We start from the raw sequence: 16,805 nt of genomic DNA, 5'->3' as shown, positions 1-16,805 counted from the left end.
GCCTCCGGCAACAGCAGGCGCACGGCCTGCTCGGCCGCGGCGCCCAGGGCCGCCTTCGCCTGGTTGTCGCGCCGCCGGGCGAACCGCTGCTGGGACCAGCCGCCCGCCGCGGTACGCCCCTGCACGTACCGGGTGTCCACCTTGGAGACCACCAGGTCGGCGCCGTCGGCGACGCCGACCGCGACAGCGCCCTTGCGGGCCAGCAGCAGACCGATCCGGCGGGCCGCGGTGGCGGAGGCGACGAATCCGGGTACGTCCGCCGACGCGCTCGCCCCGGGCGGGGTGTGCAGCTCGGCGGTGGCGTCGTCCGGGGCGGTGAGGAGGAGCCCGTACTCCTGGACTGTGGTCGTGGGCGGGCCGTGCCGGTCGGTGAAACCCTCGACCCAGCGGGCGACGCGGCCGGGGTCGACCTCGACCCACCGGCCGCCGCCGGCGGCGGGTCGGCTGCTCATGGCCCGACGGTACGGCATCGGCGGGCCCCGCAACGCAGCGCGGGAGGACACCGTGACCGGTGCCCTCCCGCGTCTACCGCGTGGATCAGTGGACGGTGAGGTTGCCGCCCTTCAGCGTGACCTCGGCGGTGCCGCCGCCCGTCCAGTCGGACGCGAAGAGCAGCGCGCCGCCCTTCCACAGCGTGACCCCGACGGTGTCGTTCCTGCCGGGGGCGCCCCGGTCGGTCACCGTGACGGCCAGGGTCAGGCCGGAGGCCACCAGCTTGCCCTTGTTGTCGTACAGGGCGGCCTGGTAGCGCACCTGGGCGACCTTGCCCGCCGAGGTGACGCCGAGCGCGTCGACGGTGCCGGCCTTGATCGTGTACGCCTTCCCGCCGGAGCGGAACTCGATCTCGGCCTTGCCGGTGGCGGGCTTGTTCGCCTTGCCCGGCTTCGCGTTCAGCTCCACCTCGACGGTGGAGTTCACGTCGGCCGGGTAGGTGCCCGCCGAGCGGGTGGCGGTCAGGTGACCGCCGCCGGTGAGGAACCCGCCGTCGGAGACGGCGACTGTCACCTGCGCGGTGGTGCTGCCCGTGTAGTTGCCGCCCACCGTCGCGGTGACGGTGTGGGTGCCCTTCGGCAGCGTGGCCTCGCACGCCGCGGACGCGCTCGTGGTGGCCGTGCCCAGCAGGGCCGGCACTGCGGCGCAGAGCGTCACGCCGTCCTTCGTGAAGGTGACGGTGGCGGTCCGGATGTCACCGGCTGTGGTGTCCGTCGCGCCGGGCAGCACCGAGCTGTCCCGGACCACGGCTCGCAGCAGGGCCTTGCCGGAGGCGCCGCCGGTCGCGGTGTTCACCAGCGTGTCACCGGCCCAGCTGACCGCCGCGTCCTCGGCGGTGACCGTGATCGTGAACGAGGTGCTGCCGGTCAGCCCGGAGCCGTCGGAGACGGTCACCGTGACCGGATAGGCACCCGGGGCCGCCGTGGTGGTGCCGGCGACCGTCCAGGTACGCGAGCCCGGCCGGGCGTCGGCCGCGGAGGTGCTCGTGACGGCCAGGGACAGGCCGGCGGGCAGCCCGGTGGCGGCGGCGGTCAGGTCCCCGCCCGTGGTGTCGCCGTCGGTGGCGGTGACCGTGACGGCAGGCGAGAGCGCGTCGCTGTACTGGACGCTCACGCCGGCCGGGGCGGTGCTGGTGACGGCCGGGGCGGACCGGATCGTGAAGTCGGCGTCATTGACGTCGAAGAAGACGTTCCCGACCGCCTCGATCTTGATCCGGGCCTTCCCGGTCGCCACGTTCGGCAGCGTCACCGTCGCCGAGCCGGTGTTGGCGGTCTGCTCCGCCAGCACGTACGGGAAGGTCAGCCCGCCGTCGGCGGACAGCGAGATCTTCACCTGCGCGGCGTTCACCGGCGCCACGTCGGTGCCGGCCACGTCCCACGTCACGGTCTGGGTCGAGCCGCCGTCCAGGACGGCGGCGGCGCCCTGCGAGGTCACCAGGAACGGACCCGCGTCCGGCGCCAGCACCACGGCGACGTCGCCGCTGCCGATGCCGCCGCCGCCCAGCCGCCCGTCCCGGGCGGTGAGCTTGAAGTGCAGGGTCCGGTCACCCGCGATGCCGACCCAGTCGCGGGTGGGCAGGAACTCGGAGTAGCAGTCGACCAGCTCGGCCGGCACGTTCGACGCGCCACCGGTGGCCGGCGGCGCCGGGGCAGCCGGGCAGGCGCCGGTGGCCGCGTTGGTGTTGCCGGCCAGGATCTGCCGCATGTCCGGGAACACCCGGGTCGAGTCGGTGGTGACCGCGTTCAGCCCCGGCGAGTAGTACTTCAGCGTGTCCGTCGGCGACACGATCGCCGCCTCGCCGAACACCCGGAACAGCGGACCGTTGACCTTCGTGTTGTTCGTCAGCGCGGTGCCGGTCGTGGCGCCCCTGTCGTTCTGCTCCCACAGGTACGTGACAGTGTCGCCGTCGGCGTCGGTGGCGCTGCCGGTCAGCGCGAACGGCGTACGCACCGGGATGGTGACGGTCTCCGGGACGGTGACCACCGGGTCGTGGTTGGTGGTCTCCTCGACCAGCCAGCCGCCGTTGTCGATGGCGCCGCCCTTGGCCGTCTCACCGACGAAACCGGACGCGCCGGAAGTGTTCGTCAGCTCCAGCGACGCCACGTTGGTGGTGGCCAGCGTGCCGCCGAAGGTCACCTGGAAGCCGTTGTCGTTGAGCGTGCCGCTGCCACCGAACGCGGCCACGGTGACCGTCGCGCCGGCCGGCCAGCCGGCGATGCCCTCGATGGCCGCCTTGATGCCCGCGATGGTGTAGTTGACGCCCCGCGTGATCGGCGCCGAGTCGCTGCCCGCGTAGCTGATGGTGAACGAGTCACCGTCGGCGTCGAACCCGTACAGCGAGACGTTCTGCACCTCGTTGATGGCCGGGCGGTTCGACGTGACGTAGTTGGTGATCTCGGTGTAGCTGCGGTGCGACCAGTACGGGTCGCTGTGCGGCTGGAGGTTGTCCTGCTGGCAGATGCCCGCGTACGCCATGATCGACGAACCGCTGCCCGGCTCGTACGAGTTGGCCGCGCTGCGGTTGCCGCCCGAGCAGTTGTACTGGGTGCCGTTGAAGGTGTGGTTGCCGGCGAACTGGTGACCCATCTCGTGCGAGACGTAGTCGACCGCGTAGAAGTCGCCGACCGGTGTCGGCAGGCCGGTGCAGCCCTGCGCCTTGCCGTTGCCGCCGATCACGCCGAGGCTGGCCACGCCGCCGCCGTTGACGCCCAGGCCGACGTGGCCCACGTCGTAGTTGCTCGCGCCGACCAGCTGGCCGAGCACGATCCGGTTACGGCTGAGCGTGCCACTGCCGCAGGAGGTGAGCTGCGCCGGCGTGAAGCAGGCCGCCGCGCCGCACGGGCCGTTCGGCTCGGTGGCCAGGGCCGGCGTGTTCAGGTTGGTCTTGTCGGTGTCGTTGATCAGAACGAGCCGGATCGCCGTCTCGTCCTCGTAGATCTGGGTGACCCGGTTCATCAGCGTCACCTTCGCGGCGGTGACGTTCTCCGCGCCGAAGTAGGTGGCGTACGACGGGTCGGTCACCAGCGCCACCCGGTAGGTGCGCAGCTTCACCAGCGGCCCGGCCGGGACCTCCGCAGCGGCGATCTCCCCGGCCAGGGCATTCGCCTCCTGCGTGACGTCCGCACGCTCGACGAACTCGCCCTCCGGGTGCTCCAGGTCGCGGGCGAAGTAGCTCGCGTACAGGCTCTGGTCACGCTGGTAGTACGGGTCGATGTACCAGTTGCCCTTGGCCGACCGGACCGAGGCGTGGAACCCGAGCGGGGTGAGGTCCGCGCGGATGGTCGCGGCCGGGTCGTCCAGGCCCTTGCCGGCGTACGTGGTGATCTCCGGGTGCCTCGCGGCCAGACCGGCCTCCATGACCGGCGAGTCGACCAGCTCGAAGCGCTGGAACGTGCCGTCCGGAGCGGGCAGCGACACCACCTGCTTCGCCACCCGGGCCACCGCGACGCGCTTCTCGGCCGGCGCCTTGTCCAGCAGGCCCTTCATGGTGCCGCGGTCCAGCTTGTACGCGGTCAGCCGCTTGGCCTTGATCGCGGCCTGGCGGCCCGCCTTGGTGGCCGCCGGCTTGCCGTCCACCTTCTGCCACGGCCCGTGGACGCCGGGTGCGGCGGAGGCGGGCGCGGGCGCCGCGAGAACGGGAAGCGTCGCCGCGGCCAGCGCGGCGACGAGGAGGGCAGCGGTCCGTCCGCGCCGGGCGGGTTGCCGGTCGCGCGGCGGACGCCACAGGGTGATCCTCAAGTCTTCTCCCTGCTGGGTCTGGTGTGGATCGACGCACGACCGGTGGGGATGACCGGATGTACGTGAACGGTCCACGGATTGTTCCGTGACCCTAGGACCACTCGCGACTCCGAACATCAGCCGCGAAGATGATGCGGTTGCGTCCGGACGATGCTCCAGGTCGTCCCGGCTCCCGGAATCCGATCGATGCCGTCGGGCCGCGGCCGTCCCCTTCGGTCAGACGCCGAGCACCGTGGCGACCGCGAGGGCGGCGATGATGGCGCTGGACAGCAGCGCGGTGACCCGCCGCCCACGGGGACCGGTGAGGGCCCGGCCGATCAGCGAGCCGCCGCCGGCGATCAGCAACTGCCAGCTGGCCGAGGCGAGGAACACGCCTGCGGTGAAGGCGGCCGCGCCGACCGGGCTCGAGCCGAGCACGTCGCCCCGGCCGAGGACGAGCGCCACGAAGTAGACGACGGTGGCCGGGTTGAGCAGGGTCAGCGCGAGAACCGCGGCGAACGCCCGCACCGGCGTGTCCAGGCCACCCCGCGGACTCGGCTCCTGCGCCGGGGCGGGTGAGTTCGGCTCCTGCGTCGGGGCGGGTGGGCGCATCGCGCGCCAGGCGGTGAGGCAGGCGAGAACCAGCAGCACCCCCGCGGCGATCAGCCGCAGCGGACCCGCGAACGGCGCGAGCCCGCTGGCCACCGCTGCCCCGCCCAGCGCCGCCACGGCCGCGTACATCCCGTCGGCGGTGGCCACGCCGAGCGCCGCCGCCGAACCGACCCGGAACGAGGTACGCGCGCTGAGCCCGAGAATGAGGATCGCGATCGCGCCGACCGGGATGGCGACGCCGTAGCCGGCGACCAGGCCGGCCAGGAACGCCCCGGTCACGACGAGGGGTGGTGGGCCGAGGCGGCCGGGGGCAGGGTGCGCTGTCGGCGCGCGGCGGTGGCCGCACGGACAGGAGCCTGCTTCGGGTACGCCTCGATCACCCGCTCATCCTGCCCCCTGGTTCCCCCACCCCGGAACCGGTTTTCCCGCGCCTGGGGTGGGCTGAAGATCTTGGTACGAATCTGCCCCCGCAGGGGCGATCTCGTACCAAGATCTCGCTGTTCGGGGCACTAACGCCGGTGGCAGTGCCACCAGGTCACCTTGATCGACACCACTTCGCCGATGTGGCGACATCAAAGCCACTCCGACCACACCACATCGGCGTAACGGTGTCGATCATGCCGAGAGAACACCGCGGGCGCGGCACCCCTCAAGGGTGCCGCGCCCGTGGCGGTGACCGGGAGAACTGTCAGACGTTGAAGCCGAGCGAGCGCAGCTGGTCGCGCCCCTCGTCGGTGATCTTGTCGGGGCCCCACGGCGGCAGCCAGACCCAGTTGATCCGGATGTCGTTCACCAGGCCGCCACCGGGACCGGTGGTCAGCGCCTGCCGGGCCTGGTCCTCGATCACGTCGGTCAGCGGGCAGGCCGCCGAGGTCAGCGTCATGTCCAGGGTGGCCACGTTGTCGTCGTCGACGTGGACGCCGTACACCAGGCCCAGGTCGACCACGTTGATGCCCAGCTCCGGGTCGACGACGTCCTTCATCGCCTCTTCGATGTCGCCGATAGCGGCCTTGCCGCCGGCCGGCGCCGCCGCGCCCGCGGCCGCGCCGCCGGCAACAGCACCGTTGACGGCCGCGCCGTCCGTCGCCACCGCGCCAGCCTCGGGGGTCATGTTCTCGTCGCTCATGCCTTCACCTCCGGGCTCACGCCCACCCCGGCGCGTGCCGCGGCGTCCTTGAACGCCATCCACGACAACAGCGCGCACTTCACCCGGGCCGGGTAGCGCGCGACACCCGCGAACGCCACCCCGTCTCCGAGCACGTCCTCGTCCGGCGTGACCTGGCCCCGCCCGGACATCAACTGCACGAACGCCTCGTGCACCACCGCGGCGTCGCTCGCGGCCCTGCCGCGCAGCAGCTCGTGCAGGATGCTCGCCGACGCCTGGCTGATCGAGCAGCCCATCCCGTCGTACGAGATGTCGGTGAACACCGTGCCGTCGGTCGCCACCCGCACGGTGATCTCGTCGCCGCAGGTCGGGTTGACGTGATGCGCCTCGCCGACCCGGGCGGCCGGGTCCGCCGCGTCCCGCAGGCCGCGGCCGTGCGGGTGCTTGTAGTGGTCCAGGATGATCTCCTGGTAGAGGGATTCGAGCTGCATCACTGGAACACCTTCCGCACCCGCTCCAGACCCGCCACCAGGGCGTCGATCTCCGCGGTGGTGGTGTAGAGGTAGAACGACGCCCGCGTCGTGGCCGGCACCCCGAAACGGGTGCACACCGGCCGGGCGCAGTGGTGGCCCACCCGCACCTGCACGCCGAGCGAGTCGAGCACCTGCCCGACGTCGTGCGGGTGCACGTCACCGAGCGCGAACGAGATCGTCCCGCCCCGGCCCACCGGCACCGTCGGGCCGAAGATCCGCAGGCCGGGCACGGTGGCGAGGGCGTCCAGCGCGTACGCCGTCAGCTCCTTCTCGTGCCACTGGATGGCCGGCATGCCGATCGCGGTGAGGTAGTCCACCGCAGCGCCGAGCGCGACCGCCTCGGCGATCGGCGGGGTGCCCGCCTCGAACCGGGCCGGCGGCGCGGCGAACGTCGAGCCGCCCGTGGTCACCGTCTCGATCATCGAGCCGCCGCCCATCACCGGGGGCATCGCGGCGAGCAGCTCGCCCCGGCCCCAGAGCACGCCGATGCCGGTCGGGCCGCACATCTTGTGCCCGGTGAAGACGATGAAGTCGGCGTCGTGGTCGACCACGTCCATCGGCAGGTGCGGCACCGACTGCGAGCAGTCGAGCAGCAGCAGCGCGCCGACCTCGCGGACCCGCGCGGTGATCCGCGAGGTGGCGTTGACGGTGCCGAGGATGTTCGACATGTGCACCAGCGAGACGATCTTCGTCCGCTCGGTGACCAGGTCGTCCAGGCCGGACTCGTCGAGCCGGCCCTGGTCGGTGACCGGGAACCAGCGCAGCGTCGCGCCGGTGCGCTCCGCGAGCAGCTGCCACGGGACGATGTTCGAGTGGTGCTCCATCTCGGAGATCACGATCTCGTCGCCGGGGCCCAGCCGGAACCGGGGGTCGCCGTCCGCGCGCAGCGAGGCGTTGGAGAAGGCGTACGCCACGATGTTGATCGCCTCGGTGGAGTTCTTGGTGAACACCACCTCGTCCACGCTCGGCGCGTTGATGAACGCGGCGATCTTCGCCCGCGCGCCCTCGTACGCCTCGGTGGCCTCGGTGCCCAGCGTGTGCACCGAGCGCGACACGTTGGCGTTGTGCAGCGCGTAGTGCTCGGCGAGCACGTCGAGCACCTGCCGCGGCTTGTGCGAGGTGTTGGCGCTGTCCAGGTAGACCAGCGGGTGGCCGTTGACCTCCCGGTCGAGGATCGGGAAGTCGGCCCGCACCTTCGCCACGTCGAAGCGCGGCACGTCGTCGTACTGCGGCATGCCCGCCGGGATGGCCATCGAGGTCATGGCAGGTCAGGCCCGTGCCGCGCCGGCTCCGGCGACGTAGCGCTCGTAGCCCTCTTCCTCGAGCTTGTCGGCCAGCTCCCGGCCGCCCTGCTCGACGATCCGGCCGGCCACGAAGACGTGCACGAAGTCGGGCTTGATGTAACGCAGGATGCGCGTGTAGTGGGTGATCAGCAGCAGGCCGGTGTCACCGGTGTCGCGTACCCGGTTCACGCCCTCGCTGACCACGCGCAGCGCGTCCACGTCCAGGCCGGAGTCGGTCTCGTCGAGGATCGCCATCTTCGGCTTGAGCAGCTCCAGCTGCACGATCTCGTGCCGCTTCTTCTCGCCGCCGGAGAAGCCCTCGTTGACGTTGCGCTGGGCGAACGCCGGGTCCATCTGAAGGCGCTCCATGGCACCGCGCAGCTCGCCGCCCCAGGTGCGCAGCTTCGGCGCCTCACCGTCGATGGCGGTCTTGGCGGTACGCAGGAAGTTGGCCACCGACACGCCGGGGACCTCGACCGGGTACTGCATGGCCAGGAAGAGACCGGCGCGGGCCCGCTCGTCGACGGACATGGACAGCACGTCCTCGCCGTCGAGGGTCACCTCGCCGCCGGTGATCTCGTACTTCGGGTGACCGGCGATCGAGTACGCCAGCGTCGACTTGCCGGAGCCGTTCGGGCCCATGATGGCGTGCGTCTCGCCGGAGCGCACGGTCAGGTCGACCCCGTGCAGGATCGGCTTGAGCTCACCCTCGGGCAGCTTGACCGACACCTTCAGGTCGCGGATCTCCAGGGTGCTCATCAGCGGGTCACTCCATTGCTCGGCAGCGGACGGCCGTCGCCGTCCACGGAAAGGTAGATGTCGCCGTCGCGGACTTCGACGGAATAGACGGGTACGGGTTCGGTCGCGGGCAGCCCGGTGGGCTCACCGGTACGCAGGTCGAAACGGGATCCGTGCAGCCAGCATTCCAGCGTGCAGCCCTCGACCTCGCCCTCGGACAGCGCCACGGCGGCGTGCGAGCACTCGTCGTGCACCGCGTAGAACACGTCGTCCTCGCCGTGCACGATCGCGACCTGCACGCCGTCCACGTCGGCGCTGATCGCGGTGCCCTTCGGCACGTCCTCGGTGGAGCAGATCTTGAGCATCAGGCGCCGGCCTTCGCCAGCCGGGCCTCGATGGCGTCACCGAGGCGCTCGCGCAGGTCCTCGACCGGGATCTTGTTGATCAGCTCGGCGAAGAAGCCGCGCACCACCAGGCGCCGCGCCTCGGCCTCCGGGATGCCCCGGGCCATCAGGTAGAACAGCTGCTCGTCGTCGAACCGGCCGGTCGCGCTGGCGTGCCCGGCGCCGGCGATCTCGCCGGTCTCGATCTCCAGGTTGGGTACGGAGTCGGCCCGCGCGCCGTCGGTGAGCAGCAGGTTCCGGTTGATCTCGTACGTATCGGTGCCGGTGGCCTCGGCGCGGATCAGCACGTCGCCGACCCAGACCGTGTGCGCGTCGTCGCCCTGCAGCGCGCCCCGGTAGCCGACGTTGCTGCGGCAGTCCGGCACGGTGTGGTCGACCAGCTGCCGGTGCTCCAGGTGCTGGCCGGAGTCGGCGAAGTAGACGCCGTACAGCTCGGCTTCGCCGCCGCGCTGGGTGTACTCCACCGACGTGTACTGCCGGACCAGGTCGCCGCCGAGGCTGACCTGCACGTGCAGGATCCGGGCGTCGCGGCCCAGCCGCACCTTCAGGTGCTGCGCCTGCACCGCGTCGTCGGCCCAGTCGGCGACGGTGACCAGGGTCAGCGTCGCCCCGTCGCCCACCGACACCTCGACGTTGTCGGCCAGCGTGGCCGAGCCGACGTGCTCGATCACCACGGTGGCCTCGGCGAACCGGTCCACCTCGACGAACGTGTGGCCGAAGGCGAGCGCCTCGGCGTTCTCGCCGACCACCCGCAGGCGCACCGGCGCCTCCACCACCGCGTCGCGGGCGACCCGCACCAGCAGCGCGCGGTCGGCCCCGCCGTACGCGAGCGCGCTGACCCGGTCGAACGGGGTGAGCACGCTGCCCACCCGGGGGTCGTCCCGGCCGATCCGGTCGACGGTGACGCCCTCGGGCAGGTCACCGTACTCGTGCCGGACCGCGCCGGTCGCGCCCTGCGCCGACCCGGTCAGGCCGCGCAGGCGCTTGAGCGGGGTGAAGCGCCACTCCTCCTCCAGGCCGGTCAGGGCCGGGAAGTCGGCGACGTCGTACGAGCGGAGCGCCTGCGACTTGGTCGTGGGCGGCGCGGAAGCCTGGGTAGTCATCTCTTCCTTGTGTTCTGCGACGAGGTGTCAGGTGAGGCGGAGGACGGGGGCCGGCGTCAGCCGACCGCGCCCTCCATCTGCAGCTCGATCAGGCGGTTGAGCTCCAGCGCGTACTCCATCGGAAGCTCCTTGGCGATCGGCTCGATGAAGCCACGCACGATCATCGCCATCGCCTCGTCCTCGCTCAGGCCCCGGCTCATCAGGTAGAAGAGCTGGTCCTCGCTGACCTTGGAGACGGTCGCCTCGTGCCCCATCGACACGTCGTCCTCGCGGATGTCGACGTACGGGTAGGTGTCGGAGCGGGAGATCGTGTCGACCAGGAGCGCGTCGCACTTGACCGTGCTCTTGCTGCTGGTCGAGCCCTCCAGCACCTGCACCAGACCGCGGTACGAGGTGCGGCCGCCGCCCCGGGCGATCGACTTCGACACGATGGTCGAGGAGGTGTGCGGCGCGGCGTGCACCATCTTGGCGCCGGCGTCCTGGTGCTGGCCCTCGCCGGCCATGGCCACCGAGAGCACCTCGCCCTTGGCGTGCTCGCCGGTCATGTAGACCGCCGGGTACTTCATGGTGACCTTGGAGCCGATGTTGCCGTCGACCCACTCCATGGTCGCGCCCTCGTGGCACACGGCACGCTTGGTGACCAGGTTGTAGACGTTGTTCGACCAGTTCTGGATGGTCGTGTACCGGCACCGGGCGTTCTTCTTGACGATGATCTCCACGACCGCGCTGTGCAGCGAGTCGGAGGAGTAGATGGGCGCGGTGCAACCCTCGACGTAGTGCACGTACGCGCCCTCGTCGACGATGATCAGCGTCCGCTCGAACTGGCCCATGTTCTCCGTGTTGATCCGGAAGTAGGCCTGCAGCGGGATGTCCACGTGCACGCCCTTCGGCACGTAGATGAACGAGCCACCGGACCAGACGGAGGTGTTCAGCGCGGCGAACTTGTTGTCGCCGACCGGGATGACCGTGCCGAAGTACTCCTTGAACAGGTCCTCGTGCTCCTTGAGCGCGGTGTCGGTGTCCAGGAAGACGACGCCCTGCTCCTCCAGGTCCTCACGGATCTGGTGGTAGACCACCTCGGACTCGTACTGCGCCGCGACACCGGCGACCAGGCGCTGCTTCTCCGCCTCCGGGATGCCGAGCTTGTCGTAGGTGTTCTTGATGTCCTCGGGCAGGTCCTCCCAGGAGGTGGCCTGCTTCTCGGTGGACCGCACGAAGTACTTGATGTTGTCGAAGTCGATCCCGGTGAGGTCGGCGCCCCAGTTCGGCATCGGCTTGCGGCCGAACAGCCGCAGGCCCTTGAGCCGCAGGTCGAGCATCCAGGCCGGCTCGTTCTTCTTGGCCGAGATGTCCCGCACCACCGCCTCGCTGAGGCCGCGCTGGGCGGACGCCCCGGCGACGTCGGGGTCGGCCCAGCCGTACTCGTAACGACCGAGGGCCGCGAGCTGCTCCTCCTGGGTCAGGGGCTGAACGATCTGCTCGGTCATCTATCTGTCCTCACAGTGGTGACGGTGGAACCGGACTGGGCGGGAATGTGCGTGGTGCACACGCCGTCGCCGTGCGCGATGGTGGCCAGGCGCTGTACGTGGGTGCCGACCAGACGGGAGATGACCTCGGTCTCGGCCTCGCACAGCTGAGGGAACTCGGCGGCCACGTGCGCCACCGGGCAGTGGTGCTGGCAGAGCTGGCCGCCGGAGGCGATCGTGGACGCGTTGGCAGCGTAACCCTCGGCGGTGAGCGCCCCGGCGAGCGCCTCGGCCCGCGCGAGCGGCGCGTCTCCCGCGTCCTCCATGGCCGCCCGGCAGCGGGTCTCCAGCGCGGAGACCTGCTCGGCCGCGAACGCCGCGACCGCCTCGGCGCCGCCGGTGCGGGCGATCCAGCGCAGCGCGGCGGTGGCCATGTTGTCGTAGTGGTGGGTGCCGCAGCGGCCCCGGGCCGCCTCGGTGAGCGCGAAGACCTTGGCCGGCCGGCCCCGCCCCCGGCTGCCGCGCACGACCTGGTCGCGGGCGACCACGTCGCCGTCGGCGAGCATGGCGTCGAGGTGCCGGCGGATCGCGGCCGGGCTGAGGCCGAGCGCCGAGCCGAGCTGCGCTGCGGTGGTGGCGCCCCGCTCCAGCAGGAGCTGGGTGACCCGGTCACGAGTCGACAGGTCGGCCGGAGCGGACTCCCGCTCGACGTGCCGGGTGCCACGACGCGACCGCGAACCGCCGGTGACCGCACCGGTCACCGACGCCCGGGACAGCGCCGCCGCGTTTTTCACAACGGCAACGTTACGTAAATCGTCCGAGGCTCGCAAACCCGGGTCCGGTGATTCCGACCACCGGGGTGGCGGAGTCACCCGATCGGGATCAACTACGGTGCGTAGGATTCGCTCCGTGAAGCGTTCCGTCCGGTTCCCGGTCTCGTCCACGCTGCTGCGCCGCCTCGCGCTCGCCTCGATCATCGCGAACGTCGCGATCGTGGTCACCGGCGGGGCCGTCCGGCTCACCGCGTCCGGCCTCGGCTGCCCCACCTGGCCCCGGTGCACCGACGACTCCTACACCACGACCGCCGAGATGGGCGTGCACGGGGTGATCGAGTTCGGCAACCGGCTGCTCACCTTCGCGGTGGGGATCATCGCACTCGCCGTCGTGCTGGCCGTGCTGGCCCACCGTCCCCGCCGGCGCGGGCTGCTCCCGCTGGCCGTCGGCGTGCTGTTCGGCATCCCGGCCCAGGCGGTCATCGGCGGCATCACCGTGCTGACCGACCTCAACCCGTGGGTGGTCGGGCTGCACTTCCTCGCCTCGATGGCGGTCATCGCCGCCGCGTACGCGCTCTGGCGGCGGATCAAGGAGCCGGACGGGCCGGACAGCCCGACCGTGCCGGCGCCGCTGCGTACCCTCGCCTGGATCACCACGGCGGTGAGCGCGTCGGTGCTGGTGGTCGGCACCTGGGTGACCGGCAGCGGGCCGCACGCCGGCGACCACGGCGCGGCCCGCAACGGCCTGGACCCGACGCAGATCTCGCAGGTGCACGCCGACGGCGTCTTCCTGCTGATCGGTCTCTCGGTGGCGTTGTACTTCGCGTTCCGGGCGGTCGGCGCGGAGCGCGCGGCGCGGGCCGCCGCGGTGCTGATCGCGGTCGAGCTGGGCCAGGGCGTGATCGGCTTCGTCCAGTACTTCACCCACCTGCCGGGCGTGCTGGTCGGCGCGCACATGCTCGGCTCCTGCCTGGTGCTGCTGGCCACGCTCGGCGTCCTGTTCGCGACCCGGGAGCGGCTGCCGGCCGCCCCGCCGGCCCCGGCCGAGCCGGTCGCCGAGCCGGTGGGCGCCGGCGCCTGAGCGGGGCGTTATCGCGCGACGGGAACGGGAAAGCGGTCCGGGCCACGGACCGTACGCCCGAGGGGAGTTCCCGGTGCCGCGCAAGAGCCTCGCCACCACCACGCCGCAACGGCTGACGCCGGTCGCCGGCGCGCCGCTGTGGTGCGACGCCCACGAGCACGGCCTCACCGGCGACGGGGTGACGAACGACCAGCCGGCGCTGGCGGCCCTGGTGGACCGGCTCGGCGCCGGGTACGACGCCGACGGCCGGGCCCGGGTGATCTACTGTCCGCCCGGCCTGTACTCGATCCGCGACGCCGGCACCGTCTGGCGCAGCGGTGTCTCGCTGATCGGCGCCGGACCGGCCGCGACCCGGTTCCTGCTCAGCAACGAGGGCGACCGCAGCGCACCGGTCCCGCTGGCGTACTGGACCACCGTGCAGCACGGCGCCGACCGGGACCGGCACATCGCCGACTGCACGTTCGCCGACTTCGAGATCGACGGCTCCGGGGTCGCCCAGACCTCCTACGACTACCTGGCCAAGGGGCTGGGCCTGCAGTACGTGGTGCGCGGCGTGTTCCGCAACCTCTACATCCACCACACCGGGGCGACCGGCCTGGGCTGTGACTTCCTCCAGGACAGCCTGATCGACGGCGTGGTCGTGGTGGGGTGCGGCCGGCTGGACAACGGCGACCAGATGGGCGGCGCCGGGATCGGCGTCGGTATCGGCGGCTGGGGCGACGTGGAGCGCCTCACCATCGCCAACTGCACCACCATCGGCAACGGCACCAACGGGATCTTCCTGGAGTTGCAGAAGGACTACTGGACCCCACCGCGCGGTTTCCGGATCATCGGCTGCCACAGCCAGGCCAACCGGTTCGGCATCTCCGACTGGGGCGCCGACGGGCTGATCGTCTCCGGCTGCACCATGACCAACAACCTGGAGGCCGGCTTCGACGTGTCCGGCAACGGCACCGCCGGGGTGGCCGGGCGCGGCGGCCTGCTCACCGGCTGCGTGATCGACGCCAACGTCGGCGACGGGATCAGCATGGGCAACACCCCCGGCCCGTACACGGTGCAGGGCAACCGGATCAGCCGCAACGGCGGTTTCGGCTACCACGAGCACGACCTGGGCCACGGCTACCGGGGCGCGGCGGCCGACGTGGTGATCCAGGACAACGACATCCGGGAGAACGCGCTGGACGGCATCCGGATCGACCGGCCGATGCTGGACACCTCGATCGTGGGCAACCGGATCCGGGACAACGGCCGCCGCTCCGCCCCGGCCTGCTCCGGCTCCGGCGAGGCGGTGCGCTACGGCCCGCGCGAGCTCACCGACGGCAACGCGGACTGGCCCGACGGCGGGCACCGGGGCAAGGTGGTCCGGGTCGGCTCACGGGACGCGGTGGTGTCCGACAACAGCGCCACCCGGCTCTCCCTGGCCGAGGTACGCCCGGACGGCACCACCGGCTGGAACGAGGCCACCCCGGGGCCGGGCACGAGGTACGAGCTGCCGGACGGCCCGCCGGCCTGCGGCGGCATCACCATCGCCGCGCCGTTCGACTCGGCCACCGTGCGCGGCAACCGGATCTGGCACCGGGACGCCGACACCCAGGCGTACGGCATCTGGGTCACCGAGGCGGGCAGTTGCGTCTCCTGCGCGTTCGAGGACAACGACCTGGCCGGCACCGAGGCCGCGCTGCGGCTGGACACGCCGCCGATCGGCGGCCGCTGGGCACGCAACCACAGCGACCGCGACTGACCTCCCGGCGGCGCGGGCGGCACCGGCGGCTCCGGTTCAGCCGGGCCGGCGTCGGTGGTGACAGCCAGCATGACCAAGCTGCCGGTGCTGACCGCGTACGCGACGATCAGCACCCAGAGATCGCCGTCGCGGTGCAGCAGCCTGGCGACGTGCAGGCCGAGCAGCGCGCGCTGATGGTATCGAAGACGCGGCCCGGTGGGCCCCGGCGAAAGCCGCCGACGCCACGATGGCGGCGACGGCCGGCAAACGCGCCGCCAGCCCGAGTGGAAACGCGCCCCCTCGTGCCACCCATGGCGTTCCACTCACGGCACGGACGGATCGCGAGTGGAACACCATGGGTGCCTGGACAGCCCTGAGACACCCATGGCGTTCCACCCAGGGCCCCGGCAGACAGCGAGTGGAACACCGTGGGTGCCTCGAGCCCTGAGACAGCCTGGCGTTGCGTGCACCGCGTTGGGTGGGTCGGCGAGGTGCGTCCGCAGCCGGGAGGGTCGCGGTCCCAGGCCCGCTGCCAAAGCCCGGACGCCGCCAGGGCCGGCACGCTCGCCACGGCCACGGCCACCGCCAGGCGGGACGGGTCAGGCGCGGGGGGTCAAGTGGGTGAGCACCGCGTCGGCGAGCCGGTCCGGGGCGCCGTCGGCGTACCCGACGAACAGGCTCGGCTCGGTCAGCTCCAGCTCGACCAGCACCGGCGTGCCGTCCGGGCCGGGGATCAGGTCGACCCGGGCGTAGAGCAGCCGGTCCGGGCCGCCCGGCACGGCTGCCAGCACCTTCTCGGCCACCGCGCGCTGCTCCGCGGTGGCGGTGCGCGCGTCGATGCGCTCCTCCTTGTAGAGCGCGGCCTCGCCCAGGTCCGGCCCGGTCAGCATCGGACCCTTGCGGATCGCGTGGCTGAACGCCAGGCCGTCGGGCCCGGCCAGGAACAGCAGCGCGGTCTCCCCGGCGGTGTCCACCGCGTCCAGGTACGGCTGGACCATGGTGACCCGCCCGGCGTCGGAGAGCCGCCGTACGTGGGCCACCGCCAGTTCCCGGTGCTCCGGGTCGGTCAGGTCGTAGCGGCCGGTGTCCTGGCTGCCGGCGCTGACCGCCGGCTTGATCACGTACTCGCCGCCTGCCGGTGGGGTCCACTCCCGCCCGGGCTCGACCCACTGCGTCGGCACGGTGGGCGCTCCGGCGGCGGAAAGCTCGGACAGGTAGCGCTTGTCGGTGTTCCAGGCGACCACGTCGGCCGGGTTGACCAGGGCCGGCACGGTACGCGCCCAGGCCACGAACTCGTCGCGCCGCCGCGCGTAGTCCCACGGGGAGCGGATCACGACCAGGTCGTACCCGGACCAGTCGACGGCCGGGTCGTCCCAGACCGCGATCTCGGTGGTGACCCCGCGGGCGGCGAGCGGGCCGAGCGCGAGCCGGTCGTCCGGGTCGAGGTCGGGCAGCTCGGCGCAGGTGACGAAAGCGACCCGGGGTCTCCCCCGGGTCGACTGGTGGTGGTTGGTCATTCGGTTATGTCAACGGGCCATCGTGCGCCGGGCCATCGACCGCCACAGGTCGTTGCTCGGACGCATCTGGTCCATCAGTTCACGCTCCCAGGCGTTCTCGACGTCGACCCCGGCCTTCGCGCAGGCCTGCCGCGCGACGTCGGTGCCGTCGGCGAACTGGTCTGCCCATACCCCGTCGGAACCCACGAGGACGATCCGTGCGCCGCGCTTGCCGACGTACTCGATGACCGCCTTCGCGCCGCCGTGTCCGGCGGCGAACGA

The 16,805-nt window shown here is 72.0% G+C and carries 15 protein-coding genes; 2 read left to right on the top strand and 13 right to left on the bottom strand.

Annotated elements, in window-relative coordinates; all coding sequences use genetic code 11:
* The 11 genes from KBX39_RS05710 to KBX39_RS05660 all read right to left on the bottom strand — a co-directional run.
* Positions 1 to 452: acVLRF1 family peptidyl-tRNA hydrolase (locus KBX39_RS05710; RefSeq protein ID WP_210869458.1), on the bottom strand; the 452-nt coding region annotated here is incomplete at its 3' end.
* An 85-nt stretch (positions 453 to 537) separates the two neighbouring features.
* Positions 538 to 4,230, bottom strand: a complete 3,693-nt coding sequence (locus KBX39_RS05705; RefSeq protein WP_247659903.1) for a M12 family metallo-peptidase — start codon at positions 4,228 to 4,230, stop codon at positions 538 to 540.
* Between the two features lie 216 nt (positions 4,231 to 4,446).
* Positions 4,447 to 5,100: a LysE family transporter gene (locus KBX39_RS05700; protein WP_210869456.1), complete on the bottom strand. Its 654-nt coding sequence runs from the start codon at positions 5,098 to 5,100 to the stop codon at positions 4,447 to 4,449.
* 409 nt (positions 5,101 to 5,509) lie between these two features.
* A complete protein-coding gene (locus KBX39_RS05695) occupies positions 5,510 to 5,947 on the bottom strand; it encodes a metal-sulfur cluster assembly factor (protein WP_104113561.1) in 438 nt (145 codons plus the stop codon).
* A complete protein-coding gene (gene sufU / locus KBX39_RS05690; protein ID WP_064445308.1) occupies positions 5,944 to 6,417 on the bottom strand; it encodes a Fe-S cluster assembly sulfur transfer protein SufU in 474 nt (157 codons plus the stop codon). The genes KBX39_RS05695 and sufU overlap by 4 nt, the downstream gene beginning before the upstream one ends.
* The gene (locus KBX39_RS05685) at positions 6,417 to 7,721 is read right to left on the bottom strand and encodes a cysteine desulfurase (RefSeq protein WP_210869455.1); all 1,305 of its coding nucleotides are present in this window, start codon (positions 7,719 to 7,721) and stop codon (positions 6,417 to 6,419) included. The genes sufU and KBX39_RS05685 overlap by 1 nt, the downstream gene beginning before the upstream one ends.
* Positions 7,722 to 7,727: 6 nt before the next feature.
* Positions 7,728 to 8,501 (bottom strand): Fe-S cluster assembly ATPase SufC, encoded by a 774-nt coding sequence (gene sufC / locus KBX39_RS05680; RefSeq protein ID WP_064445306.1) that lies wholly within the window; start codon positions 8,499 to 8,501, stop codon positions 7,728 to 7,730.
* Positions 8,501 to 8,845 carry a non-heme iron oxygenase ferredoxin subunit gene (locus tag KBX39_RS05675; RefSeq protein WP_064445305.1) on the bottom strand — a complete coding sequence of 115 codons (345 nt, stop codon included), beginning with the start codon at positions 8,843 to 8,845 and terminating at the stop codon, positions 8,501 to 8,503. The genes sufC and KBX39_RS05675 overlap by 1 nt, the downstream gene beginning before the upstream one ends.
* Entirely contained in the window at positions 8,845 to 9,987 is a 1,143-nt protein-coding gene (gene sufD / locus KBX39_RS05670; RefSeq protein WP_210869453.1) for a Fe-S cluster assembly protein SufD, read from the bottom strand. Before sufD ends, KBX39_RS05675 begins: the two co-directional genes overlap by 1 nt.
* 56 nt (positions 9,988 to 10,043) lie before the next feature.
* Positions 10,044 to 11,474 carry a Fe-S cluster assembly protein SufB gene (gene sufB / locus KBX39_RS05665; protein WP_013287447.1) on the bottom strand — a complete coding sequence of 477 codons (1,431 nt, stop codon included), beginning with the start codon at positions 11,472 to 11,474 and terminating at the stop codon, positions 10,044 to 10,046.
* Positions 11,471 to 12,136, bottom strand: coding sequence for a metalloregulator ArsR/SmtB family transcription factor (locus tag KBX39_RS05660; RefSeq protein WP_223201463.1), 666 nt, complete (start codon positions 12,134 to 12,136; stop codon positions 11,471 to 11,473). Before KBX39_RS05660 ends, sufB begins: the two co-directional genes overlap by 4 nt.
* Before the next feature lie 208 nt (positions 12,137 to 12,344).
* On the opposite strand from KBX39_RS05660, the gene KBX39_RS05655 reads away from it, so the two are divergent.
* Both KBX39_RS05655 and KBX39_RS05650 read left to right on the top strand, forming a co-directional pair.
* Positions 12,345 to 13,307 carry a heme A synthase gene (locus tag KBX39_RS05655; protein WP_176722841.1) on the top strand — a complete coding sequence of 321 codons (963 nt, stop codon included), beginning with the start codon at positions 12,345 to 12,347 and terminating at the stop codon, positions 13,305 to 13,307.
* Between the two features lie 73 nt (positions 13,308 to 13,380).
* Positions 13,381 to 15,048 (top strand): right-handed parallel beta-helix repeat-containing protein, encoded by a 1,668-nt coding sequence (locus tag KBX39_RS05650; RefSeq protein ID WP_069089091.1) that lies wholly within the window; start codon positions 13,381 to 13,383, stop codon positions 15,046 to 15,048.
* A gap of 578 nt (positions 15,049 to 15,626) precedes the next feature.
* Here KBX39_RS05650 and KBX39_RS05645 read toward each other — a convergent pair.
* Positions 15,627 to 16,544 (bottom strand): RimK family alpha-L-glutamate ligase, encoded by a 918-nt coding sequence (locus tag KBX39_RS05645; RefSeq protein ID WP_043329634.1) that lies wholly within the window; start codon positions 16,542 to 16,544, stop codon positions 15,627 to 15,629.
* Between the two features lie 9 nt (positions 16,545 to 16,553).
* On the bottom strand, positions 16,554 to 16,805 hold a 252-nt coding region (locus KBX39_RS05640), incomplete at its 5' end, for a hypothetical protein (RefSeq protein WP_210869450.1).

Origin of the sequence: Micromonospora sp. D75, assembly GCF_018070405.1 — a bacterium.
Lineage (GTDB): Bacteria > Actinomycetota > Actinomycetes > Mycobacteriales > Micromonosporaceae > Micromonospora > Micromonospora chalcea.
Note: the sequence above shows the minus strand (reverse complement) of the source record. Positions and strands in the feature narration are given on the sequence as shown.